This is a genomic window from Methylobacterium sp. WL18 (genome assembly GCF_008040015.1).
Lineage (GTDB): Bacteria > Pseudomonadota > Alphaproteobacteria > Rhizobiales > Beijerinckiaceae > Methylobacterium > Methylobacterium mesophilicum.
On sequence record NZ_VRVD01000028.1, the window covers coordinates 1 to 22,969 of the forward strand.

The 22,969-nt window shown below is 68.2% G+C and carries 20 protein-coding genes and 2 pseudogenes; 12 read left to right on the forward strand and 10 right to left on the reverse strand.

What is annotated here, in order from left to right; translation table 11 throughout:
• A pseudogene (locus tag FV228_RS05015) lies at positions 1 to 307 on the forward strand (DNA-3-methyladenine glycosylase 2 family protein); the annotation flags it as partial.
• A 71-nt stretch (positions 308 to 378) separates the two neighbouring features.
• Positions 379 to 756 (forward strand): hypothetical protein, encoded by a 378-nt coding sequence (locus FV228_RS05020; RefSeq protein ID WP_246693832.1) that lies wholly within the window; start codon positions 379 to 381, stop codon positions 754 to 756.
• A gap of 136 nt (positions 757 to 892) precedes the next feature.
• Here the strand turns inward: FV228_RS05020 and parC are convergent, their stop codons facing one another.
• Positions 893 to 3,139, reverse strand: a complete 2,247-nt coding sequence (gene parC, locus FV228_RS05025; RefSeq protein ID WP_147853582.1) for a DNA topoisomerase IV subunit A — start codon at positions 3,137 to 3,139, stop codon at positions 893 to 895.
• A 209-nt stretch (positions 3,140 to 3,348) separates the two neighbouring features.
• The gene (recO, locus tag FV228_RS05030) at positions 3,349 to 4,068 is read right to left on the reverse strand and encodes a DNA repair protein RecO (RefSeq protein ID WP_147853583.1); all 720 of its coding nucleotides are present in this window, start codon (positions 4,066 to 4,068) and stop codon (positions 3,349 to 3,351) included.
• A gap of 145 nt (positions 4,069 to 4,213) precedes the next feature.
• Between recO and FV228_RS05035 the strand changes: the two genes are divergently transcribed.
• Together FV228_RS05035 and FV228_RS05040 are read left to right on the forward strand one after the other, a co-directional pair.
• On the forward strand, positions 4,214 to 4,615 hold the full coding sequence (locus FV228_RS05035; protein ID WP_147853584.1) for a hypothetical protein: 402 nt from the start codon (positions 4,214 to 4,216) through the stop codon (positions 4,613 to 4,615).
• A 19-nt stretch (positions 4,616 to 4,634) separates the two neighbouring features.
• Positions 4,635 to 5,330, forward strand: a complete 696-nt coding sequence (locus FV228_RS05040) for a gamma-glutamylcyclotransferase (protein ID WP_147853585.1) — start codon at positions 4,635 to 4,637, stop codon at positions 5,328 to 5,330.
• A gap of 3 nt (positions 5,331 to 5,333) precedes the next feature.
• Here the strand turns inward: FV228_RS05040 and FV228_RS32935 are convergent, their stop codons facing one another.
• Positions 5,334 to 5,477 (reverse strand): hypothetical protein, encoded by a 144-nt coding sequence (locus tag FV228_RS32935; protein WP_162886512.1) that lies wholly within the window; start codon positions 5,475 to 5,477, stop codon positions 5,334 to 5,336.
• Between the two features lie 275 nt (positions 5,478 to 5,752).
• Between FV228_RS32935 and FV228_RS05045 the strand changes: the two genes are divergently transcribed.
• Complete coding sequence (locus FV228_RS05045; protein WP_147853586.1) at positions 5,753 to 6,370, forward strand: hypothetical protein; 618 nt, start codon at positions 5,753 to 5,755, stop codon at positions 6,368 to 6,370.
• 347 nt (positions 6,371 to 6,717) lie between these two features.
• Here FV228_RS05045 and FV228_RS05050 read toward each other — a convergent pair whose 3' ends face one another.
• Positions 6,718 to 7,632, reverse strand: coding sequence for a manganese catalase family protein (locus FV228_RS05050; protein WP_147853587.1), 915 nt, complete (start codon positions 7,630 to 7,632; stop codon positions 6,718 to 6,720).
• Between the two features lie 289 nt (positions 7,633 to 7,921).
• Between FV228_RS05050 and FV228_RS05055 the strand changes: the two are divergent.
• Positions 7,922 to 8,047, forward strand: a pseudogene (locus FV228_RS05055) (L,D-transpeptidase); the annotation flags it as partial.
• Here the strand turns inward: FV228_RS05055 and dnaE are convergent.
• Positions 8,044 to 11,562 (reverse strand): DNA polymerase III subunit alpha, encoded by a 3,519-nt coding sequence (gene dnaE, locus FV228_RS05060; protein WP_147853588.1) that lies wholly within the window; start codon positions 11,560 to 11,562, stop codon positions 8,044 to 8,046. The pseudogene FV228_RS05055 and the gene dnaE sit on opposite strands and share 4 nt — an antisense overlap.
• A gap of 529 nt (positions 11,563 to 12,091) precedes the next feature.
• Here dnaE and FV228_RS05065 point away from each other — a divergent pair.
• On the forward strand, positions 12,092 to 13,393 hold the full coding sequence (locus tag FV228_RS05065; RefSeq protein WP_147853589.1) for a nucleotide disphospho-sugar-binding domain-containing protein: 1,302 nt from the start codon (positions 12,092 to 12,094) through the stop codon (positions 13,391 to 13,393).
• A 55-nt stretch (positions 13,394 to 13,448) separates the two neighbouring features.
• Here FV228_RS05065 and FV228_RS05070 read toward each other — a convergent pair whose 3' ends face one another.
• On the reverse strand, positions 13,449 to 13,907 hold the full coding sequence (locus tag FV228_RS05070; RefSeq protein ID WP_246693833.1) for a hypothetical protein: 459 nt from the start codon (positions 13,905 to 13,907) through the stop codon (positions 13,449 to 13,451).
• A gap of 176 nt (positions 13,908 to 14,083) precedes the next feature.
• On the opposite strand from FV228_RS05070, the gene FV228_RS05075 reads away from it, so the two are divergent.
• Positions 14,084 to 14,740, forward strand: a complete 657-nt coding sequence (locus tag FV228_RS05075; RefSeq protein ID WP_147853590.1) for a hypothetical protein — start codon at positions 14,084 to 14,086, stop codon at positions 14,738 to 14,740.
• A gap of 54 nt (positions 14,741 to 14,794) precedes the next feature.
• On the opposite strand, the gene FV228_RS05080 is transcribed toward FV228_RS05075, so the two are convergent.
• The 3 genes from FV228_RS05080 to proS form a co-directional block, all read right to left on the reverse strand.
• A complete protein-coding gene (locus FV228_RS05080) occupies positions 14,795 to 15,508 on the reverse strand; it encodes an ABC transporter ATP-binding protein (RefSeq protein WP_147853591.1) in 714 nt (237 codons plus the stop codon).
• Between the two features lie 13 nt (positions 15,509 to 15,521).
• Positions 15,522 to 16,820 carry a lipoprotein-releasing ABC transporter permease subunit gene (locus FV228_RS05085; protein ID WP_147853592.1) on the reverse strand — a complete coding sequence of 433 codons (1,299 nt, stop codon included), beginning with the start codon at positions 16,818 to 16,820 and terminating at the stop codon, positions 15,522 to 15,524.
• A 129-nt stretch (positions 16,821 to 16,949) separates the two neighbouring features.
• Complete coding sequence (proS, locus tag FV228_RS05090) at positions 16,950 to 18,275, reverse strand: proline--tRNA ligase (protein WP_147853593.1); 1,326 nt, start codon at positions 18,273 to 18,275, stop codon at positions 16,950 to 16,952.
• 650 nt (positions 18,276 to 18,925) lie between these two features.
• Here proS and FV228_RS05095 point away from each other — a divergent pair.
• From FV228_RS05095 to FV228_RS05110, 4 genes are all read left to right on the forward strand, one after another.
• Entirely contained in the window at positions 18,926 to 19,123 is a 198-nt protein-coding gene (locus FV228_RS05095; RefSeq protein WP_147853594.1) for a hypothetical protein, read from the forward strand.
• A 1,008-nt stretch (positions 19,124 to 20,131) separates the two neighbouring features.
• Positions 20,132 to 21,025, forward strand: a complete 894-nt coding sequence (locus FV228_RS05100) for a cobalamin B12-binding domain-containing protein (protein WP_147853595.1) — start codon at positions 20,132 to 20,134, stop codon at positions 21,023 to 21,025.
• A 53-nt stretch (positions 21,026 to 21,078) separates the two neighbouring features.
• Positions 21,079 to 21,501, forward strand: a complete 423-nt coding sequence (locus tag FV228_RS05105; RefSeq protein WP_147853596.1) for a BLUF domain-containing protein — start codon at positions 21,079 to 21,081, stop codon at positions 21,499 to 21,501.
• Between the two features lie 126 nt (positions 21,502 to 21,627).
• Positions 21,628 to 22,095 (forward strand): BLUF domain-containing protein, encoded by a 468-nt coding sequence (locus FV228_RS05110; RefSeq protein ID WP_147853597.1) that lies wholly within the window; start codon positions 21,628 to 21,630, stop codon positions 22,093 to 22,095.
• A gap of 147 nt (positions 22,096 to 22,242) precedes the next feature.
• Here FV228_RS05110 and FV228_RS05115 read toward each other — a convergent pair.
• Positions 22,243 to 22,969: OB-fold nucleic acid binding domain-containing protein (locus FV228_RS05115; protein ID WP_246693834.1), on the reverse strand; the 727-nt coding region annotated here is incomplete at its 5' end.

Genomic DNA, 22,969 nt, shown 5'->3' on the forward strand with positions numbered 1-22,969 from the left:
GGCCGCCGCCGCGCTGGCGGACTCGGACCTGTTCGCTTCGGCCGGGACCCTGGAGGACGCGGTGCTGCGCTTCACGGCGATCCGCGGGATCGGACCCTGGACCGCGCAGTACATCGCCATGCGGGCCCTCAAGCTGCCGGACGCCCTGCCGGTGGGGGATGTCGGCCTGTTGCGCGCCCTCGAGACCGGCACCGGCCGCCCCAGCCCGGCCGCACTCCTCGCCCGGGCCGAGGCCTGGCGGCCGTTCAGGGCCTACGCGGCCCAGCACCTATGGGCCGCCGATGAAGCGGCCGTGAAGGGGCGGTGAGGCGAGCGGTGGGCTTCCTTTTCCCCATGGTCAGGCCGGGTTAACGTTAGGGCCGGCCAGGGGCCTGGTTGATGTCGGAACTGGACGAGGAAGCGCGCGACAAGCTTGTCGAGAACGAACGCATCAAATTCTCTGCCACCTATGCCAACGGCCTGGCTGTCGCGATCTTCGCCGTGGGCGGTTTCGCGCCGTTCATATCGACCGCCCTGTCGGATCGCCCGCATTTCGCGCCCGTACTCATCGCGATGGCGGTTTGCTGGATCAGGATTGGCGCGCCATACATTGGAGCGTGCGGCACGCACTTCGGGATCATCGCCCATGACGACATCCCAGTTCCTTCTCCTGCTCGCGGTGCCATTTGGCGGCGGCGTGCTGGCCTTCGGCGCGCTCTGGTTCGGCCAGCGTTCGCACTGAGACGGGGTCTGTCCCACCCGCGCCCTCATCGCTGAGGCGCCCGAGCGTAGCAGAAGCCTCGTAGGAGGCCTCCAGCCAGCCGCACGATCCCGAGAGTTCTCCTTCGAGACTGCTGTGCAGCACCTCAGCGATGAGGAGGCGGGTTGGAAGCCCATCACAATCTCGCTTCGCTCACCGCCCGAACCGCTCGAATTTCGGGAAGCTGCGCGCCATCATCAGGCCGACCTCGCCGCGGTGACCCAGCCATTTCTCGAGAACCGACGCGTTGGCGAGCCGCCCCTCCGGTGAGCCGTCCTGCCAGGGGAGACCATCGGCCAGGCGGAAGACGTGCGCGTCGGTGAGCCCGCCGCTGCGGCAGCGCTGGAGCCGGACGCCCTTGCCCCGGGAGAGTTCGGCCACCTCCGAGATCGGGAAGATCAAAAGCAGCTTCTCGGTGTTGACCACCGCGACGTGATCGCCGTCGGCGGGGACGAGCACCACGGCCGTCGCGTCGCCGTCCAGGCCGAGCACGCCCTTGCCCTTGCGGGTGTTGGCCACCAGCGCGTCGGAGGGCGCCACGAAGCCGCGCCCGTCCGAGCCCACGATCAGCAGCTTGGTCTCCGGCTTGTAGGGCAGCGCAGCCACCACTTCGGTGCCGTCGTCGAGATCGACCATCAGCCGCACCGGATCGCCGAATCCGCGCCCGCCCGGCAGCTTCGACGCCTCGATGGTGAACACCTTGCCGTTCGAGGCGAGCAGCAGGATCTTTTGGGTGGTCTCGCTCGGGAAGGCGATCTTCAGCCCGTCGTCACCCTTGAACGCCACCCCCGACAGATCGGCGACGTGGCCCTTGAGCGCCCGGATCCAGCCCTTGGTCGAGACGATCACGGTGATCGGCTCGCGCTCGACCAGGGCGGCGGTGAAGTCGATGCCGCCGACATCCGGCGGGCTCGCGAGCGTCGTGCGGCGCTTGCCCAGCTTGGTCTCCGGTCCGAAAGTCTTCTTCACGGCGCGGATCTGGGCCTGGATCGCCTTCCACTGTGCCGGCTCGGAGGCGAGCAGCGCGTCGATCTCGGCCTTCTCGGCGGTGAGCGCGTCCAGCTCGCGCTTCAACTCCATCTCTTCCAGCTTGCGCAAGGAGCGCAGGCGCGTGTCGAGGATCGCGTTGGCCTGGATCTCGGTCAGCTCGAACCGCGCCATCAGGGCCGGCTTCGGCTCGTCCTCCTCGCGGATGATGCGGATCACCTCGTCGAGGTCGAGATAGACGATCAGCAGGCCGCCCAAGATCTCCAGGCGTCTATCGATCTGCCCGAGGCGGTGGCGCGAACGGCGCTGCAGCACCACGCGGCGATGGTCGACCCATTCCCGCAGGCACTCGGTGAGCCCGATCACCTTCGGCACGAGGCCGCCGACCAGGACGTTGAGGTTGAGCGGGATGCGCGCTTCCAGCTCGGTCAGCCGGAAGAGTGATTCCATCAGGATCACGGGATCGACCGTGCGCGAGCGCGGTTCCAGCACAACGCGCACGTCCTCGGCCGATTCGTCGCGCACGTCGGCGAGCAGCGGCAGCTTCTTCTCTTGGAGAAGCTCGGCCATCTTCTCGATCAGCCGGCCCTTCGGGATGCCGTACGGGATCTCGGTGACGATGATGTTCCAGGTGCCGCGGCCGAGATCCTCCTTGTGCCAGCGGGCCCGCACCCGGAAGGCGCCGCGACCGGTCCGGTAGGCCTCGGTGATCGACTCCGCCGAATCGACCAGGATGCCGCCGGTCGGGAAGTCCGGCCCCTGGACGAAGCTGTTGAGCTGCGCCGAGGTCGCCCCGGGATGGCTGATCAGGTAGAGCGCCGCGTCGCACAACTCGGCGGCGTTGTGGGGCGGGATCGAGGTCGCCATGCCGACCGCGATGCCCTGGCTGCCGTTGGCCAGCAGGTTCGGGAAGGCGGCCGGCAGAACCACCGGCTCGTCCTTCTCACCGTTGTAGGACGGGCGAAAATCGACCGTGTCCTCGTCGATCCCGTCGAGCAGCAGCCGGGCGACCTCGGTGAGCCGGGCCTCGGTGTAGCGGTAGGCGGCCGGGCCGTCGCCGTCGATGTTGCCGAAATTGCCCTGCCCGTCGACCAGCGGATAGCGCTGCGCGAAGTCCTGGGAGAGCCGCACCAGGGCGTCGTAGATCGCCTGGTCGCCGTGCGGGTGGAAGTCACCCATCACGTCGCCGACGATCTTGGCGCATTTCTTGTGCGCGGTGTTCGGGTCGAGGCGCAGCAGCCGCATGCCGTACAGGATGCGCCGGTGCACGGGCTTCAGCCCATCGCGGGCATCCGGTAGCGCCCGGTGCATGATCGTGGAGAGCGCATAGGCGAGGTAGCGCTCTTCCAGCGCGGATTTCAGCTCGACGCTCTCGATCCCGTCGCCGGACGGCGGCTCGAAGGGCTGGCCCATGACGGCTCCTTAACGTTTCGACTTCGGTGCCGATTCACGGTCCGTCATTCCGGGGCCGCGAAGCGGAGCCCGGAATCCAGACGCGCCGCCAGAGCCGGACCTGGCGGACAGCGCCGCGTTCCTCCGGTTTGGCATGGCGGCTCTGGATTCCGGGCTCGCCTGCGGCGCCCCGAAATGACAGTCCGTGAGGCAAGAACGGAACGCGAACATTACTCGGCCTCGCGACCGAGCGCAACGAATCGCGCGCGCTCCTCCGGCACGGCGAGGCCGCGCGGACCCCAGACGTGCCGGTCGAGGAAGTATCCCGTCAAGGTAAACCCTTGGGCAACGCCGTCGGGCCCCGGGGATCCGCCCGCGTGCAGGAAGGTCGGCAGCGCCAGCAGCCGATCGCGAAACGGCTCCCCCGCCGAGGCGCTGACCGCCCGGCCGCTCTTCGGCGACACGTAGGCCAGGGCGTCGTTGCCGCCGGTCGCCGCGCAGGCGGTCAGGTCGAGGCCGAAGCCGAGTTCGGACAGGATCTCCAGCTCGAACCGTACCATCAGGGGCGGCGCGACGGCCGGGTCGTCGAGGTGTTCGACCAGCACGCCGGCCGCCTCGTAGAGTGCCGGATGCGGATCCCGCTCTGGCAGGAGCCGCAGCAGGGCCGCCATGTGGCTGAGACCGTAGAGCGCGATGCCCGACCCGATCATCCGCGAGACCTGGGATTCCAGCGGCTCCACGGTGTAGGCGCCGAGCCCCTCGTCGAGCCGCGCCCGCCAGCTCAGCCGGACCCGGTTGCCGGGCTGGAGCACCGGCTGCATCCGGCGCGAGCGTCCGCCGTGCACGAGGCCGAGATGGCGCCCGTGGGACTCGGTCATCGCTTCCAGGATGACGCCGGTCTCTCCGTGCCGGCGCAGGCCGAGCACCAGGGCGTCGTCGGTCCACTGCATCGGGTTCCCATGACCGGTGGGCGTGGCGCGGATCGTCGAGCACCGGCGATCCGCAAGAGACCTCCATATAAGCGCTCCTCGGCTGCCACGCCGCCCTTGCGCGCCGGCGGCGCGGCTTTAGCGTGGCCGTGAAGGAATCACGCCCATGCGCCGCGCCGCAGTTCCGATTCTTGTCCTGGCCCTGACACTCACCGGCGCGCGGGCTGCGCCCAAGGCGGCGAAGCCAACCGCCGAGGATGCGCCCTCCCCAGCCTTGAAGCAGCGGATTGCCACGCTCGCCCTGAAACAGGTCGATTTCGGTTCGGTCTCGCTCCTGCCGGTGCGGTTCGCGGGCAGCCGGCTCGCAGGGCCGATCGAGGATGGCGGCCGGACGATCTACTGCGTGTCGAGCCGGATGAGTGGCCGGACCTTCGGCAAGCCCGAGCGGCCCAAGGCGGTGATGCGCTACGCCGCCGACCGGCTGGACGTGATCGACGACGACGAGGTCTGCACCGGCCATCGCAGCCAGCCGTTCCCGGAACTCGACGCCCTGGGCAACGCGCGGTGAGCCGGCCGCGTTGACCGCCATGCCCTCGACACGCGCGCGCACCCTCGACCTCAGCCTCGACCTGATCGCGCGTGCCCACGCTACGCCGGTCCCGGACGATCCGAGCGCGCTCGACCTGCTCAGCGACGCGGAACTGCGTCCCGGTCTCGAAGCGATCACGGCCGGGCGGGAGGGGCATGACCTCTGGGTGTTCGCCTACGGGTCCCTGATGTGGCGGCCGGAATTTCCGGTGGCCGAGAGCCGGATCGGGACCGTGCGGGGCTTCCACCGCCGGTTCTGCCTGCTCCAGCGCCGGTTCCGCGGCACGCCGGAGCGGCCGGGTTTCGTCCTGGCGCTGGATCGCGGCGGCCTGTGCAAGGGCGTCGCGTTCCGTCTGCCGGGGACGGAAATCCGCGAGGCGCTGATGCCGGTCTGGCGGCGGGAGATGCGCGGCCGCGGCTACGTCGCCCGCTGGCTGCCGGTGGCGACCGAGGCCGGGACCGTCTCGGCGCTGACCTTCCTGGCCAACCGTGCCAACGAGCGCTACGCGGGCCGTCTCTCGGACCCGGACATCGCTGACAAGATCGCGGCCGCCCGCGGGCATGCGGGGCCGAGCGCCGAGTACCTGTTCCGGACCGTCGAGGCTTGCGAACGGCTTGGGATCCGCGACCGCCACCTCTGGAGCCTTCAGGCCCTCGTGGCCGCGCGGCTCAAGGCCAATGCAGCGCGGCAGTGAGCTTCACGACCAGGCGCGCTTCATCGCGATCACCACCCGGCCGCCGGCATGCTCGGTATCCGGGTTGCGCGGCTCGCGGATACCCGGCGCCCGCCCGGTGGTGAGATAGACGACGAGGGTGAGGGCGAGGAGGATCTTGGTGCGCATCGCAACGCTCAGGGTTGAGCGAGCGTGCATAGGATCGATCGGTTTTTACGAAGTTGCCGCCAGGCTCACAGGCAGTGGTTGTGGGCAGTTCCATCGATCGTGGTGAACGAAGCGTTGCTGGTCGGCCGCGTTCGCCTTGGGTACGCTACCTTCTCGCGTCCCTGGCAGCACGTCTTAGTTCCTTGAAATCGCATGGCGATTCCGAAAGACGGGATTCGACTTTCACGCCTCATGCTTTATGCCGCCGGCCCAGGATCTCCCGGGGCGAGGACAGGATGCGGCTGCGGATCGGTGTGGCTCTGGCGATTCTGGTGGTTGCGGTCGCGGTGCTGGCCGCGGGTCCCTGGCCCCACGGCTTCCGGCTGTTCGACGTCCTGACCGGGGGGACGCCTCTCCTGCCGGACGGGTCGCGGCCGGTGGCCGGCGCCACGGAACTCGCCGGCAACGCCACGCTGGGCGCCGGACAGCGTCCGGCGACCCTGCGGCTCGCCTGCGACCCGGCTGGGGTCGGCCTGTCGGCTGTCCTGACGGTCCAGCGGTTCACGGATTTGGCGGACGGGTTCGATGTGGCCGGCCTCGACGGAAAAGGGCCGCCGCTCACCAGCATTTTGGTATCGAGCGCCGGGAGCGTCCGCTCCGTGCGGATGGCGGCGCAAGGGGCTGTCTCGACCGATCCCGACAAGCAGGCTAGCCTGACGGTCACCGGCGCCCACCGGGGCGAGGACCCATTGCGTGGCATCGCCCTGGCGCTTGCCCAGCCTGGTACCCGGATCACCTGGACGCAGGCCAGCCCGCGCGCTGGGGACCAGTCCCTCGTGGCGAGCTTCTCGGTGGCGGAGGGTGATGCGGCAGCATTGAAGGCCGCGCTGAACAGCTGCCTCGCGGTGCCGTAACGGCGCTTGGCACCGACCGCGACATGCGAACCAGGCGTCGGGCCCAGAAAGGCGCCGGGCGTTTGGATCTGCAGCCAAGCTGACAGCGGATGTCTACGAGAAGCCGCGTGCGCTGACAGTGTACTCCGCCATCGAACACGCAACGTCCGTCGGGCGCTCTGGCGGCAAGATACAAGTGTACGGTCTGGGATCGAACGATCGTTCCCAGACCGCAATGCCGAACGAACTGTCCGGCGGGTGGAAGCAGGACGGCTCGACGTCCTGCTCCAAGAAGAAGACGCCTCACCCTGTTCGGTGTGGCCTCCAGAACGGCTTGGCGCCGGGAAACGGCCCTAAGCGGAGCGAAATCAGCGCCCTTTCTTGTAGAGCTTGCTGGCGATCTCGAAGATTTCTTCCGGCGCGTAATCCGGCGCGAAGGCGCCGTAATTGCCGTCGAGTTCCGGGATCTTGCCGCCCTCGGGATAGCCATCGACCACTTCGAGGTTGCCCGGCGGATCCCCCGGCAGCGCCACCTCGTCGTTCGACCAGACGCCGGCAGCTTCCTGATAATCCGCTTCGCTGAACGTGTAGAGGCGCCGGTGCTTGCCCTCGTCGAGGTATTTCTGACACTCAGGGACCCGCGACAGGTCGATGTTCGGGGTCGGCAGCATCTTCTCGATCTCGACGCCGGTAAGCTTCTTCAGGGCCAGCGCGTAGGCATGAGCGTGCAGCGAGCCGCGGACCAGAAGATAGGCACAGACTTCCCGGCCGGTCGGCTCGGACATGGTCTCGTAGACCCGCAGCTTGTGGATGCGGGCGCCGCATTCCAAATGGAAGTTGTGCAGCAGGTCGATGATCAGGTTACCGGTCGTCGTGACCATGTCCATGTTCCAGGACGCGGCGTTGGAATTCATCGGCATGGCGCCACCGCCATTCGCCAGGAAGCTGCCGGCGAGGCGGACATCCTGCATCTCGGCAAACGGTGCCTTCGAGATGTCGACGTCCTTCTTCGGGTTGCCGGGACCATTGTTCAGCATGGCGATGCCGGTCGAGACGAGTTCGACGTGCCCGATCTCTTCGGCGAAGATGCTCGATACGAGGCTATAGAACGGCCGGAGTTTGGTCTTGTTGCGGAAATTGAAGCTCTGGAACATGTAGTTCCCGAGGGTCGACATCTCGCCGTACTTGCCACCGAGCAGTTCCTGCAGGGCGGCGGCTGCGTTGGGCTCGGGCTTTTTCGGCTCCGGCAGCTCCGTCAGCAGACGGTCGATCTTCATGAACATGCGGGCGGCTCCGTTTGCGCGAGGTGCGCATGGAACCTACCGGCGAGGGACATACATGTTCCTGCCGGCGACCGAGCTTCTTTTGCCGCCCACGCGGGAACGTTTCGGCTCCGGGAGCTCGATAGCCGGGGAAGAAAATTCTAAGGGTGGCGTCGCTGTACCGTCGGATCGTTGACAACCGCAACAGGTAAATTCGGCCGGATCAACCGCGTTCCTTGAGCATGCCGCCGACGTCTGGCGCTGCCCTGAGGTCGCGGCGTCACGCTGCTTCGCCGGTCCCTTTTGCAGCACGACGGAACCCCAGACCTCGGGCTGCGTGCGGTTCCCGAACCAAGATATCATCGATCTGTACGCCCGCGTGCCGGTCGGCACGCGGGCGGTGGTGCTGGCGGCAAGCGGTTCGGCGGCGAGCTAGCTCACCTCCACCTGCACCACCCCCGGCACGGTCCGGAGCAGGCCGGCGAGCTGGGGGGAGGCCTGGAATTTGCCCGGCAGCCGGATCTCGACCTCGCGGCCGCCGCCGTCGAGCTTGAGGATCAGCGAGACCTCGCTCTCCCCGCGCATCGACAGCCGCTGCTGCACCGGCGCGACCCCGCGCGGGTCGCTCAGGTGGATGCGGATGCCCTTCTGGTGGCGGGCGACCGCGTGGTCGAGGGGTTCCGCGGTCAGGATCCGGGCGCGCACGTCCTCGCCCTCCAGGTTCGCCTGGAGTTGGAGCACCAGGGGCCGGCCCGGTTCGAGGATGTCGCGGTACTGGCCGAGCCCTTCCGAGAAGATGATCGCCTCGAAATGGGCGGTCCGGTCCGACAGGGTGACGATGCCCATCTTGTTGCCGGTCTTGGTGCGCCGCTCCGCCCGGTCGAGCACCGAGGCGGCGACCCGGCCGACGCTGCTGGTCCCGGCCCGGACCGAGCGGCAGAAATCGGTCCAGCTCTGCACCCGCAGCTTGTCCAGCAGGTCGCCGTACTCGTCGAGCGGGTGGCCCGAGACGAAGAAGCCGATCGCCGTGTATTCGCGCTTGAGGGTGTCGGCCATCGGCCAGACCTCGTGCGGCGGGATGCGCAGGGACACGTCGTCCGCGACCACGCCGCCGAACATGTCGGTGACGCCGGTGGAGGCGGCCTCTGCGGCGCTGGCCGCGAGCTTCATCATCGGCTCGACCGCCGCGAAGGCCCGGGCCCGATCGGGCTCGATGCAGTCGAGGGCGCCGGCCTGGACCAGGCTCTCCAGGGTGCGCTTGTTGATCATCCGCGGGTTGAGCCGGCGGGCCAGGCAGGCGAGATCCTTGAACGGGCGGTCGCCCCGCGCCTCGACCAGCGCCCGCACCGCCTCCCGGCCGACGCCCTTAATGGCGGCCAGCGCGTAGAAGATCTTGCCGTCGCGCACCTCGAACACCTCGCCGGAGGTGTTGATCGACGGCGGCTCGACCGTGATCCTGAGGCGCTGCGCGTCCTGGCGGAATTCGGCGAGCTTGTCGGTGTTGTCGATGTCGAGCGTCATGGCGGCCGCCAGGAACTCGACCGGGTGGTTCGCCTTGAGGTAGCCGGTCTGGTAGGTCAGCAGGGCGTAGGCCGCCGCGTGGCTCTTGTTGAAGCCGTAATCGGCGAACTTGGCCAAGAGGTCGAAGATCTCGTTGGCCTTGGCCTTGGCCAGCCCGCGCTCGACGCAGCCCTTGAGGAACCGGTCGCGCTGCGCGTCCATCTCGGCGCGGATCTTCTTGCCCATGGCGCGGCGGAGCATGTCGGCCTCGCCGAGCGAGTAGCCGGCCAGGACCTTGGCGATCTCCATCACCTGTTCCTGGTAGACGATGATGCCGAAGGTCTCCTTCAGCATCGGCTCCAGCTTCGGATCCGGGTACCAGGACGCCTCGTTGCCGGCGTCGCGCCCGAGCTTGCGCTCGCAATAGACCGGGATGTTGGCCATCGGGCCCGGCCGGTAGAGGGCGACGAGGGCGATGATGTCCTCGAACCGGTCGGCCTGCATCTCGCAAAGCGCCTTGCGCATGCCGGCGGATTCCACCTGGAACACCCCGACCGTCTCGCCCCGGCCCATCGGCGTGTAGGTGTTCTTGTCGTCGAGTGGCAGTGAGGCAAGGTCGATCTCGATGCCGCGCTGCTTCAGCAGGTCGGTGCAGCACCGCAGCATCGTCAGGGTTTTCAGTCCCAAGAAATCGAACTTCACGAGGCCGGCCTGCTCGACCCACTTCATGTTGAACTGGGTGACCCGCATCCCGGTCTTCGGGTCTCGGTAGAGCGGCACCAGCTCTTCGAGGGGCCGGTCGCCGATCACCACGCCGGCCGCGTGGGTCGAGGCGTGGCGGTGCAGGCCCTCGAGCTTCTTGGAAATGTCGATGAGCCGGGCGACGATCGGCTCCTCCTCCATGGCCTGCTGGAGCTTGGGCTCGCCCTCGATCGCCTGGGCGAGCGTCACCGGGTTGGCCGGGTTCTGCGGCACCAGCTTGGTCAGCTTGTCGACCTGCCCGTAGGGCATCTCCAGCACGCGGCCGACGTCGCGCAGCACGCCGCGGGCGAGCAGCGTACCGAAGGTGATGATCTGCCCGACCTGTCGCTCGCCATAGCGCTGCTGCACGTAGCGGATCACGCGCTCGCGGCCCTCGACGCAGAAGTCGATGTCGAAATCCGGCATCGAGACGCGCTCGGGGTTGAGGAAGCGCTCGAACAGAAGGCCGAAGCGCAGCGGATCGAGGTCGGTGATCAGCAGCGACCAGGCCACCAGCGAGCCGGCGCCGGAGCCGCGGCCGGGGCCCACCGGGATGTCGTGGTCCTTGGCCCACTTGATGAAGTCCGACACGATCAGGAAGTAGCCCGGGAACTTCATCGTGACGATGACGTCGAGCTCGAAGGCGAGGCGCTTGCGGTAATCGTCCTCCGAGAAACCGGGCGCGGTGCCGTGCTGCTTCAGCCGCAGCTCCAGCCCGGCTTCGGCCTGCCGGCGCAGCTCGGTCGGCTCGTCGGCCGCCACCGCCTGCACGGGGGCGTCGGCCGCCTCCGCCAGGGCCTCGGCCATGGGCGCTGTCTCACCCGCCGCCACCGAGCCGAAATTCGGCAGGATCGGCTTGCGGGTCCGGGCCCGCACGGCGCAGCGCATAGCGATCTCGACCGTGGCCTGGAGCGCGTCCGGCAGGTCGCTGAACAGTTCGCCCATCTCGGCGCGGGTCTTGAAGGCGTGGCGCGGGGTCACCCGGCGCCGGCGCTCGTCCGACACGAGCCGCCCGTCCGCGATGGCGAGCAGCGCGTCATGGGCGTCGTAATCGTCGGGCTTGGCGAAGAACGGCTCGTTGGTCGCTACGATCCCGAGACCCTGCCGGCCGGCGAGGTCGAGCAGCGCCGTCTCGATCCGCCCCTCCTCGGGCGAGCCGTGGCGCTGGATCTCGATGTAGAGCCGGTCCTCGCCGAAGGCCGCTTTCAGCTGCTTGAGGCGGCTCAGCGCCAGCTCCGGCCGCCCGGCCCGGAACGCCGCGTCGAGGGGACCCGACAGGCCGCCGGTGAGTGCGATCAGGCCGGCCCCGGCCTCGGCGAGCGCAGCGGCCTCGACCCGGGGCGCCTCGCCGAGCGCGGTGTCGAAATAGGCGCGGCTCGCCAGCCGCAGCAGGTTGGCGTAGCCGGTCTCGTCCTGCGCGAGCAGCACGACGCCGTGGCTCGTCGGAGCCGTGCGCTGGTGCGGGTCGGCCGCCTCGAACGCCACCGACAGCTGCACGCCGGCGATCGGCTGGACACCCTCCCCGGCCGCCTTCTCGGAGAATTCCAGAGCCCCGAACAGGTTGTTGGTGTCGGTGAGCGCCAGCGCCGGCTGCCGGTCCGCGACCGCGGCCTTCACCAGGGAGCCGACCTTCAGCGCGCCTTCGAGAAGGGAATAGGACGAATGGACGTGGAGGTGGACGAATCCGACCTCCTTGAGCTGGCGTGGCATGGCCGACCTTGATCCGGGGTCGTCCAACATCCCCGCTCGGCCTTGCCAAGTCGATGTATGGCGGAGCCGAACGTGACGATATCCACCGGTCGTGCTTCCGGCGCACCAGGTCGGGCGCGCTGTGTGGATAATCGGCTCGGACGGATCGAATGCCTGTGTATAAGCCACTCCGGGGCCGGAACTCGGCCCGGATGTGAAGAGCCCGGCTAACGAACCGGTGCCAACGCTATCGCCCAGGCAGCGACCGCCGCGAACAGCATCCCGAAGGCCATGAACTCGACCACCCCGGTCAGGACCAACCGCTTCAGCATCGTCGCGCCTCCCGTGTTCCAGCTCCATTATGTTCATGTTTTGTTCTGAAGATAGAGGCGGGGCCGATGCGGCGCCTGCGGCTTTACATCATAGTAAACAAATAGTGGCTTGATGGAGATCGGGCGGGCTGCCATGTCCTCGCCTATCGGGACGTTCGTTATTTGACCGGGGGGGGTCGAGGGAGCAGGCTATTCCCGCGCAACACATTGGGGATCGGATCCAGGTCGCGCTGGTGGCCGTCGGGACGCACGGCGACGTGCTGCCGTTCATCGCGCTGGGCCACATGCTCCTGGCCCGCGGGCACGGCGTCACCTTGGCCGCTCCGGCACCGTTCGAGGCGATGGCGCGGCGCGCGGGCCTGTACTTCCAGCCCCTCGGCACGGCCGCCGACTACGAGGCCGTGATCGGCCAGCCCGAACTCTGGCATCCGCGCTGGGGCTTCCGTCCGATGTTCGATTTCGCCCTGGGTGTGGCGGAGACGACGTGCCTCTGGCTCGGGGCCACCCGGGCGCGCGGGGTCGATCAGATCGTGGTCGCCTCGCCTCTGGCCTGGGGCGCGCGGCTCGCCCAGGAACTCTACGACATCCCGGCCGCGACGCTGCACGTGATGCCGTTCCTGATCGAGAGCCGGTCCGATCCGCCCAGGCTGCCGGGACTGCCGCTGCCGCGGATCCTCCCGGCGGCGTTGCGGGCCTGGCTCAACCAGGGCGCCGACACGGTGGCGGTCGGCCCGTTCACGCTGCCGCCCCTCAACGCGTTGCGTCAACGCCTCGGCCTCGATCCGGTGACCCGGCTGCGGCATTGGTGGAACAGTCCGACCCGCATGCTTCTGATGTTCCCGGATTGGTACGCCGCGCCCCAGGCGGACTGGCCGTCCCAGGCGGTGCAGCTCGGCTTCCCGCTGGTCGACCGGTTCGGCGACGTGCCGGCGATGCCGGCGGAACTCGAGACCTTCCTGGCCGAAGGCGACGCGCCGATCGTGTTCACCTACGGCTCGGCGATGCGCCAGGGCGCCGCGTTCTTCGAGACCGCTCTGGAGGTCTGCCGGCGGATGGGTCGACGTGGGGTGCTGCTCGCTCCCCAGGACGGCCAGATCCCGATGCCACTACCGCCCGGGATCATCCACCTGGCCTACGCGCCGTTGAGCGCGTTGCTGCCGCGCAGCGCCGCACTGGTCCACCACGGCGGCGTCGGGACGGTGGCGCAGGCCCTGGCTGCGGGCATCCCGCAACTCGTCGTCCCGGTGGCGTTCGATCATTTCGACGAGGGGCGGCGCCTGAAGGACCGGACGCTGGGCACCACCTTGAGCCGCCACGCCTTCCGTCCGGCCCGGGCCGCCCGGGTCCTGGGACGGCTGCTGGCCGACCCGGCGGTGACGCGCGCTTGCGCCCAGGCCAAGGCGCACTTGGCCGAGAGCCCCGACGCGATCATCGCCGCTTGCGACCGCGTCGAAGAGCTGGCGTTTCTTACGGTCGAGCGCGGACCCGGCCTGAAGGTCGCAGAGGCCGGCCGCCGATGAGGGCTCGGGGCGACTGGAAGGCATAGCTCCGCTGAGTCGATGGCTTTGCCGGCCTTCAGGGGCTTCGCGACATCCGGAAATCACGGATCCGCGGTGCTTGGCCCGACGGTGCGGCGAGCCACGCGCGCCGCTGCTTGATCAGCGCCTTGAGCCGTGCGCGTCGCGGGTTCGACCGAACGCAGTCGCAGCCGTCGAGGTCCGTCGGCTCGCAGCTGAGGATCGATGCCACCATCACCGCGATCGCGAGGATCGCCAGCGCCGCGAGGGGCCAGGCGAGGCCGAGCCCGACCAGCGCGGCGATCGCAAGTTTACCGGCCAGTGAGCCGACGATCTTGGCTTTCATCAGGACGAGCAGGGTGCCGCCGCCGCCTCCTCCGCCGCGCAGGGCCCGGACGATCCGCTTGCGGAACCGATGCTGCGCGGCGAGGGCTTCCAGGCGTCGCAGCTGCCGGCGAACCCGCGCGATCCCCGAAGAGACCGGATCCGAACGGAGGTTGGTACGCGATTGATCCATCACCGGCCCTCCCGGTTCTCGTTCGATCTGCCTCTCCTCGATGTCTAGCGCGACCGTACAAACCGGTCGACAAGACCGATCCGGGCAAGGCTTGCTCCGGCGGCTCAAGGCCATGATTTGGACGACGGACCGGAGCAACACGGCGTTGATCCGACGATCCTGATCCGGAGGTTGCGGTGATCCGCCTGCTGTCGAGTGTCATGCTGCTGGGATTGATTCAGAGCGCCCAGGCCGCGGATTACATCGTGGATTACCGGGACCGCGGCTTCCGGGATGCCGAACCCTCGGTGGCGCCGGACGAGCGGGCCCGTCTCGCGCGGGTCATGGCCGAAGAGGCTCCGCAAGCCCTGCGCACGGAACTGGGGCCCAACTTCGTGGTGCTGGGGGCTGCCGCCGGTGCGTTCACGCGGCCCGGCAGCCGCGAGCGCGCCTATCTCGTTCAGCGGACGGCGCCGGTGGCGAGCGAGCCGTTTCCGAATGCGGTAGCACCCATCCTCGTCGTTCTCGGCGACGGCGCGAAGGCGCACTTCTTCCGCCTGCCCAAGGACGTCCAGTATCAGCGCCTCGCCGCCGCGGTCGATGCCGATCGCGACGGACGCAGTGACGTGCTGCTCGAATCCGGCTTCTACAACATGGGTGAGAGCGTCACGGCGCTCACCGCGGTCAAGCTCGATCCGGGCAGCGGGCTGGCGACGCCGGGCCAGGTCATCCGGGATGTCTTCACCGACAGCTGCGACGGCGGCACGGCCCGCAAGAGCCGGACGGCGTCGACCCTGTCCCTCGACGCGGCGGGACAACTCGTCACCCGGCGCTACCAGCTCCCCTGTCGATGAAGGATCCCGAGCGTCTCGGGATGCCGAACGGCCGGGATTCCGCGAGCCGCGCCCTCAATCGAGCGGCGTGATCAGCCCATCGCGGATCGTCACCCGGCGGTCCATGCGGGCGGCGAGCTCCAGGTTGTGGGTCGCGACCAGGGCCGCGAGGCCCGAGGCCCGCACCAGCGACATCAGCACCGAGAACACGTGGCCGGCGGTACCGGGGTCGAGATTCCCCGTGGGCTCGTCCGCCAGGAGCAGCCGGGGGCCGTTGGCCACCGCGCGAGCGATGGCGACGCGCTGCTGTTCGCCCCCCGACAGCTCGGCCGGGCGGTGCGGCAGGCGGTCCTTGAGGCCGAGGAAGCTCAGCAGCTCGGTGGCGCGGGTCTTCGCCTCGCCACGGCCGAGGCCGCGGATGAGCTGCGGCATCACCACGTTCTCCAAGGCGGAGAACTCCGGCAGCAGATGGTGGAACTGGTAGACGAAGCCCATCTCCTCCCGGCGCAGGCGTGTGCGCTCGGTATCCGGCATCGCGGCTGTGGGCCGGCCGCCGATATAGACCTCGCCGCCGTCCGGCCGCTCCAACAGTCCGGCAAGGTGCAGGAGCGTCGACTTCCCGGCGCCGGAGGGCGCCACGAGGGCAACCAGCTCCCCGGGCCAGATCGCGAGATCGGCCCCGCGCAGGATATCCAGGGCTCCCTCGGCCTGCCGGTAGCGCCGCTCGACGCGGGCGAAGAATAGGGCCGGCACCGGCGGGCTGCCGGCGGGCTCGCTTGCGTCACTCATGGGATGCGGACCGTCAGCCGTAGCGCAGGGCCTGCACCGGATCGAGCCGGGCGGCACGCCAGGAGGGATAGAGCGTCGCCGCGAGCGACAGCAGCAGAGAGGTGATCACCACGGCGGTGATCTCCTTCGGGTTCATCTGGGCGGGGATCTCGGCGAGGAAGCGCACGGTCGGGTCCCAGGCGCCGGGAAACAGCACGCGCTGGATCGGCTTGATGTTCAAGGTGATGAGCACGCCGAGCCCCAGGCCGCTCAGGGTCCCGACCAAACCGATCAGCGCGCCGTTGATCAGGAACACCCGCATGATCGTGCCGGGGGTCGCGCCCATGGTGCGCAGGATCGCGATGTCGCTGGACTTGTCGCGCACCAGCAGGATCAGGCCCGAGACGATGTTGAGCGTCGCGACAACGACGATCAGGCTCAGGATCAGGAACATCACGTTGCGCTCCACCTCGAGCGCCCCGAAGAAGGTGCGGTTGCGCTGGCGCCAGTCGGTGAGCAGGATCGGGCGCTCGGCCGCCATCTCGAGGGGCTCGCGCATGTCGCCGACCTGATCGGGGTTGTCGACGTAGATCTCGATCATGCTGACGTCGCTCTCCCGGTTGAAGAACGCCTGCGCCTCGGTCAGCGGCATGAACACGAAGGTCTGATCGAACTCGGTCATGCCGACCTCGAACACCGCCTTGACCGCGTAGCTCTTGGTCCGGGGCGCCGTACCGAAGGGCGTGGACGACCCCTTGGGCGTGACCAGCGTGATGTTGTCCCCGGCTTGAAGCCCGAGGGAATCCGCGAGCCGTCGGCCGATCAGGACGCCGGTGCCGTCGTCGAACCCCTCCAGCGTTCCGCCGCGGATCGCGCTGGAGACCGCGGCCAGCGCGTCGAGGTCGGCGGCGCGCACGCCGCGCACGATCACGCCGGAGCCGCCGAACTGTGACGAGGCGAAGGCCTGGCCTTCCACGAGCGGCACCGCGGCGCGAACGCCCGCCACCTTCGACAGGCGCTCCGACAGGTCGACCCAGTCGTTGAACGGGCGGTCGATCGGCGTGGCGAACAGGTGTCCGTTGATGCCGACGATCTTGGAGAGCAGCTCGGCGCGAAACCCGTTCATCACCGAGAGCACGATGATCAGGGTGGCGACGCCCAGCGCGATGCCGAGGACGGAGAAGAACGCCACCACCGAGACGCCGCCACCCCGGCGCCGCGCCCGCAGGTAGCGGCCGGCGATGATCCACTCGAACGGCGCGAAGGGGGCCGTCCCTTCGCGCAAGGAGGCCGCGAAGCCCCTCACCCGGTCGATCGCCGCTGCTCCAGTCATCGGCCTAGCCCTAAGCACCATTGGCTGCGTTGTCGCCGCTCGAACGGCGAAAATGATGCCTAAACACGGATTGAAGCAGAATTGCCGCCGGCAATTTGGCCGGCCGCCGCGCTGGCGCCGCTTGGCGGGTCAGACGCGGCGGATGCGGGCCAGCAGATCGACAACGGCGAGGCTCTCACGCTCGCCGCCGGCACGCCGCTTCAGCTCGACCTTGCCCTCGGCCAGGCCCTTCGGCCCGACGATCACCTGCCAGGGCAGGCCGATCAGGTCGGCGGTGGCGAATTTCGCGCCCGGCCGCTCGTCGCGGTCGTCGTACAGCACGGACAGGCCGGCCGCCTCGATGTCCGCCTGGATCTGCGCGCAGGCGGCGTCGGTGCCGGAATCGCCGACTTTGAGGTTGATCAGGGCCACGTCGAAGGGTGCGACCGAATCCGGCCAGATGATGCCGGCCTCGTCGTGGCTGGCCTCGATGATCGCGGCCACCAGCCGGCTCGGCCCGATGCCGTAGGAGCCCATATGGACCGGCCGCTCGATCCCGTCCGGCCCGGTCACCTTGGCACCCATCGGCTCGGAATACTTGGTGCCGAAATAGAAGATGTGCCCGACCTCGATGCCGCGGGCGGCGAGGCGGTCGGCCTCCGGCACCTCCGCGAAGGCCTCCGGCTCGTGGATCTCGTCGGTGGCGGCATAGTGCGACGTCCAGGAATCGACGATGCCCTGCAGGCTCGCGACGTCGTCGAAATCCACGGTCTCGGGCGGGGTCTCGAAGTTGAGATAGGCGCGGTCGCAGAACACCTCGCTCTCGCCGGTCTTGGCCAGGATGATGAACTCGTGGGACAGGTCGCCGCCGATCGGGCCGGTGTCGGCGCGCATCGGGATCGCCCGGAGGCCGAGCCCCGCGAAGGTGCGCAGGTAGGCCACGAACATGCGGTTGTAGGCGTGGCGTGCCCCGGCCTGGTCGAAGTCGAACGAATAGGCGTCCTTCATCAGGAACTCGCGGGAGCGCATCGTGCCGAAGCGCGGCCGCACCTCGTCGCGGAACTTCCACGAGATCTGGTAGAGGTTCTTGGGCAGGTCCTTGTAGGACCGCACGCTGGCCCGGAAGATCTCCGTCACCATCTCCTCGGCGGTGGGGCCGTAGAGCATCTCGCGGTCGTGCCGGTCCTTCAGGCGCAGCATTTCCTTGCCGTAGGCGTCGTAGCGCCCGGATTCCCGCCACAACTCGGCCGATTGCACGGTCGGCATCAGGATCTCGATGGCGCCGGAGCGATCCTGCTCGCGACGGACCACCGCGCAGACCCGCTCCAGCACCCGCAGGCCGAGCGGCAGCCACGCATAGATGCCGGCCGATTCCTGGCGCACCAGGCCGGCGCGCAGCATCAGGCGGTGGGAGACGATCTCGGCTTCCTTGGGCGTCTCGCGCAAGGTCGGCATGAAGTAGCGAGACAGACGCATGTTTTCGGGGACTTGTCTTCGGGGAGTTCGGCCTGGATCCGGCCGGGAGGCACCGAGGCGCCTGGGCACACAACACGCCGGGGACGCAAATTACAAGCACCGTCGGCCGACAGGGCGCGCAATCGGGCTGTGGCATTGGAGGCCGGGCCGACCGAGCCCGGTGCCGCAATAGGAATCGAACTGCCCATTTGCCGGCAAGAAAGCGCAGATTTTTCTCGCACACCCGGTGACAACACGAATTGTTGTTCCTATAAGCGGCTCGTGATGTTTGCGACGCCCGCAAGAGGTGGCGCAGGGTCCGAGTCTCGGGAGGAAAACCGACCGCCACGCAGGCAATGCGTAGGATAATCAAAGGTCGAGCCACTGCAGCTTGAAAAGCAAGGCCTCAGGCCTTGCTTTTTTTGTTGTTCGGCATCCTTCGCCGCGCACGACCCGATCTTCCGGCACGTTGCCGGGCGTGGAAGGTGCCGTCGTTTGCCCTGCCTTCAAGGCACGTTGCAGACCTGTGGCAAACGGCACGCTGTGAAGAGCGGTGAAAGCGCGGACAAGTCGATGGTTTGTCGACTATTCGACTTTGGCGGCGCAAGCCATTAACCCGCAACGTCTTTTCGCGGCGCATTGTGGTCCGGACCTTACGGGGTGGACCCGCCATGCACTTCCAGATCCGCCAGGCCGAGCATCTCTGGTCCTGGGTCCTGCTCAACGAGGCCGACGAGACCGTCGCCGAGTCGTCCCGGACGTTTCCCTCGGCCGCGCAGGCCTCGGCGGCCGCCCTGGCCTTCGCCCATCTGGTGTCCCGAGCCGGCAAGTCGCTGACGGTGCGGTCCTCCTCCGGGACGCTGCTGTAGTACCTGAGCCGGTTTCGTCCCGACCCGCGGTTCACCGGGCGGATCGATCGCCGCGCGCCCGTCCGCCCACCTCTGGATATGCGACATCGTCCCCACGCGCCTGCGGCGCCGGGGGCATGGCCCAAGAAGTCTCCTCACGCTGGACGCGGGACGCCGCGGGAACCCAGGTGACGGCCAAGTTACGCGCGGGATCCGATCCCCGCGGCGACCCGCGGCATCGGACGGGCATGGTCCCCGGCCGGTGCCGTCTGTCTCGTCGCGATGTCTGTGCGACCCGCCGATCCCCGCGACTCCGTGTTAGCGGTCACTGCTCATGACGCCCAAGCCGCAATCGCAGCCGAGACGCCCCCGGAACCCGCATCACCGCCGTGGCCTTCCACCCGACATCCGCCTCGTAGTGGGCGGGTCCGCAGGTTTCTGAGGGTCACGCCCAGACCCGGGTCGCCGCGGGGGCATTTCCGCACCCCGCCGGGCAGACTGCCGCCCGATCTTCACGCCCGCATCCGAGACACGCCCTGCATCGGCACGCCGCCCGGGGCGATGGCGGCTGAGAGCCACCGACGCGGGCACCGCCCCGTCCTCCGAGCCCGCCGGTCAGCCACCGGACGGACCCCCGAGGAGCGCCGCGGGATCGCTCCCGAAGCGCCGAAGGACAGGTGACGGCTAATGAGCACAAAGTAGGAACATTGTCAAGGGCTGCATGCCGGTCGATGGGTGTGCGTCTTCATGCGCCGAGACGGGATCCCACGTTTGGTGCCGTCCGCAACGGTTGGGGAGCGGTCGGTCCGCTCGAGGCTGCGGTCGACGAGAGGCCGACGTTCGAAGACCTGTCTCTCCCGCAGGGCGGCTGTACTTCGCGCCCGCCGCAAGCTGCTGATATCGGGTGAGCCCTGTAGGAAAGTCGCCTCCTTTACAACGCGCGCGTTTGCGTCTCTCTTGCACCCCGTACTCGCCGACGACGGTCAATAACAAACGGGGATGCCAACCCCGGACCATGGGGATGAGACAATGCTGGATCAGGGATCAACCCACCGGGAGTGGGCCGATCTGATCACGGAGGGGATCGCCGAAGCGGCGTATGTCCGGGAGGGCTATGCACGGCGAAGATCCGCCGACGAGGCACGGCACCGAACCCTGGCGCTCGGCCGCATCGTTCAGACGGACATCATCCCACGGCTCATGCTGATCGATCGCGGCGGGAGGGAGGTCCGGTCGGACGTCCTGCCGAAGCTGGAAGCGGAAACGGTCGCGGGCTTCACGGATCTGATCCTCGGGCACGACGTCACGGCCCCCAAGAACGCCTTCACCGCCCTGACGGCCAAGGGATATTCCGTCGACGACCTGTTCCTCGACCTGTTGGCACCCTCGGCGGCCCTGCTGGGACGCATGTGGGACGACGACCTGTGCGACTTCATCGAGGTCACGGCCGGCCTCGCCCAACTCCAGTTCCTGTTGGCCACGTTCCGCACGGACGGAGGCGTCGCGCCCTACGATAGCGGGCGGCGCATCCTCCTGATGGGAGCACCAGGCGAACTCCACACCTTCGGCTTGGCCATCGTCGAACAGTTCATGCGGAAGGCCGGCTGGCATGCGGATTGCGCGCTTGCCTCCAGCCCCGAGGAGATCGCCGCTCTCGTCGCCTCGGAGTGGTTCGGCGTCGTAGGTCTGACGCTGAGCCGGGAGAGCCATCTCGATCAGCTCGCCGCCTCGATCCGGGCGGTACGACGGGCGTCGCTCAACCCCTCAATCGGCGTGATGGTCGGGGGACCCGTGTTCCTTGAGCATCCCGAATACGTCGAACGGGTGGGCGCCGATGCCTCGGCGGTCGATGCCCCCACCGCGGTGCTGCTCGCACAGAGACTGCTCTCATCTGCCTTCGAGCTTGCGAACGACCGAACGTAGATTTCTCTCTATCGATCCGAACCAATCCGACGGCCTGATAGGATCCAGCAGCAATGTCTGTCGTTCAGCTCATCTATGCCTCGCGCCCATTTGGGTTCGACCAAGCGATGCTCAATGGCATCCTGTCGCAATCGCGGCGATGCAACGCGCGAGATGGGATCACCGGCGCCCTCATTTGCAGGGCCGATGTCTACATGCAGTTGTTGGAGGGATCGGCCGAAGCGCTGGATGCCACCTATGCTCGGATCTTGCGCGACGACCGGCATTTGGAGATCAGGCGATTGTCCTATCACCCTGTGACGGACCGGTTATTCCCAAGCTGGGCCATGCGTGACGATCCGGCCCGATCTTGGATGTGGTCACAGGCTGACGTCGCGAACGGAGCGATAGATAAAGCCACTCCTTTGCAAGCTCTGAAAGTATTCGAACGGCTTGCGGCCGAACCCGAACGCGATGACGCGCCTTACGACTCATGAACCTTCGAGCGAACCACAAAGTATGGCTCCTGACCGGACTGGATCGACGCCGCCCTGCATATGCGGGCACTGGTCCGATTGAAGTTGCGCCTTGGTCATACTGCCACAGAGGAAGCGATCTTACTGATGTTCGACGAATACGGAATCCCGCGCGGCGTCGAGTTAGATGAAGCTGCGCTGCCCAAACTCTACCACTTTGTCTATTGTAGTCGCGCCGCCGAGGGCGTTGACGACGCCGAAGTCTCTCGCATCGTCGAGACGGCCCAGCGCAACAATTTTGCACACGGCATCACCGGGGTGCTGGTTTTCGGCAGCGGCGTCTTCTTCCAGTGGATCGAGGGGCCGGCCGCCAAGATCCAGAACCTGATCGCGATTTTGCATCGCGACGAGCGGCATCACGACATCGTTTCGCTGAGCCAGAGCGAAGAAGAGCGAGAGCGTCTCTACCCGAACTGGGACATGGAGAAGGTCGAAGCCGAGGATATCCGTCTCGTGCTGGAAGATGCACTCGAAAACGCAGACGATAAAAACAATCGCGCGACGCTGACGCGTATCCTCGAACAACTCGATGCGGGCCCACTTGGTCGAGGTTGATCGGGGCCCATGTCCGCTTTCCGGCAGATCTAGAGGCAACGTGTACGACCCGATCGGGTCGCCAGCAGACGCTGCCAGGCGTCTGTCATCCTCCGCTCGGTCGCGTCGCTGCGCACGCGTTCGCGGCGGGCTTCCGCCGTCGAAGGATCAATGAAAATCCCGGCTCGGATACACCCGCCGGTCCTGAGGCGCCCCGAAATCCGTGGTCTCGGGGGGTAGCCTCATCCCGGCGGCGCGCAGGTCGCGCAGGGACTCCGTCAGATCGCGAAACCCCTCGGCGACCAGGTGGACCACCCCCTCGGCCCGCTGCACCCGGCCGCGCACGGCGAGGAAGCGGGCCTGCATGGCGGCCCTCCGGTTGGCTTCGAACACCGTCTTCCAGATGATCACGTTGGCGATGCCGGTCTCGTCCTCCAGGGTCAGGAACACCACGCCCTTGGCGGTGCCCGGCCGCTGGCGGATCAGCACCAGGCCCGCCACCGTGACCCAGGCGCCCTGGGGCAGGGCCGGATCCTGATGGGCCCGGGCCGGGATCGCGCCGATCCGGGCGAGCCGGCCCCGGAAGAACGCGACCGGGTGCCCCTGCAGGGACAGGCCGGTGGCGGCGTAATCCTCGGCCACCGCCTCGGACAGGGGCAACGCCGGCAGGTCCACATTCGGCTCGTGCCGGAACAGGCCGTCGTCGGCGTGCCAGGCGAAGAGCGGCAGCGGCGCGTCGAGGAGATGGCCGCGGCGCTCGGTCCCGTCCGCCTTGGCGGCCTTGCGGGAGGAGGTGCCCTCGAGCGTGCGCACCATCCACAGGGCGGCGCGCCGGTCGAGGCCCAGCGACCGGAACGCGTCGGCCTCGGCCAGGCGCTCCAGGGCGTTGCGGGGC

Excerpts from the sequence above, each read along its gene's own strand:
- FV228_RS05020 (WP_246693832.1), top strand. The coding sequence starts at position 379 with ATGTCGGAACTGGACGAGGAAGCGCGCGACAAGCTTGTCGAGAACGAA.
- FV228_RS05105 (WP_147853596.1), top strand. The coding sequence starts at position 21,079 with ATGTCTGTCGTTCAGCTCATCTATGCCTCGCGCCCATTTGGGTTCGAC.
- FV228_RS05050 (WP_147853587.1), bottom strand. The coding sequence starts at position 7,632 with ATGTTCATGAAGATCGACCGTCTGCTGACGGAGCTGCCGGAGCCGAAA.
- FV228_RS05095 (WP_147853594.1), top strand. The coding sequence starts at position 18,926 with ATGCACTTCCAGATCCGCCAGGCCGAGCATCTCTGGTCCTGGGTCCTG.
- dnaE (WP_147853588.1), bottom strand. The coding sequence starts at position 11,562 with ATGCCACGCCAGCTCAAGGAGGTCGGATTCGTCCACCTCCACGTCCAT.
- FV228_RS05040 (WP_147853585.1), top strand. The coding sequence starts at position 4,635 with ATGCCCTCGACACGCGCGCGCACCCTCGACCTCAGCCTCGACCTGATC.
- FV228_RS05035 (WP_147853584.1), top strand. The coding sequence starts at position 4,214 with ATGCGCCGCGCCGCAGTTCCGATTCTTGTCCTGGCCCTGACACTCACC.
- FV228_RS32935 (WP_162886512.1), bottom strand. The coding sequence starts at position 5,477 with ATGCGCACCAAGATCCTCCTCGCCCTCACCCTCGTCGTCTATCTCACC.
- FV228_RS05070 (WP_246693833.1), bottom strand. The coding sequence starts at position 13,907 with ATGGATCAATCGCGTACCAACCTCCGTTCGGATCCGGTCTCTTCGGGG.
- recO (WP_147853583.1), bottom strand. The coding sequence starts at position 4,068 with ATGCAGTGGACCGACGACGCCCTGGTGCTCGGCCTGCGCCGGCACGGA.
- parC (WP_147853582.1), bottom strand. The coding sequence starts at position 3,139 with ATGGGCCAGCCCTTCGAGCCGCCGTCCGGCGACGGGATCGAGAGCGTC.
- FV228_RS05100 (WP_147853595.1), top strand. The coding sequence starts at position 20,132 with ATGCTGGATCAGGGATCAACCCACCGGGAGTGGGCCGATCTGATCACG.
- FV228_RS05080 (WP_147853591.1), bottom strand. The coding sequence starts at position 15,508 with ATGAGTGACGCAAGCGAGCCCGCCGGCAGCCCGCCGGTGCCGGCCCTA.
- FV228_RS05110 (WP_147853597.1), top strand. The coding sequence starts at position 21,628 with ATGTTCGACGAATACGGAATCCCGCGCGGCGTCGAGTTAGATGAAGCT.
- FV228_RS05045 (WP_147853586.1), top strand. The coding sequence starts at position 5,753 with ATGCGGCTGCGGATCGGTGTGGCTCTGGCGATTCTGGTGGTTGCGGTC.
- proS (WP_147853593.1), bottom strand. The coding sequence starts at position 18,275 with ATGCGTCTGTCTCGCTACTTCATGCCGACCTTGCGCGAGACGCCCAAG.
- FV228_RS05085 (WP_147853592.1), bottom strand. The coding sequence starts at position 16,820 with ATGACTGGAGCAGCGGCGATCGACCGGGTGAGGGGCTTCGCGGCCTCC.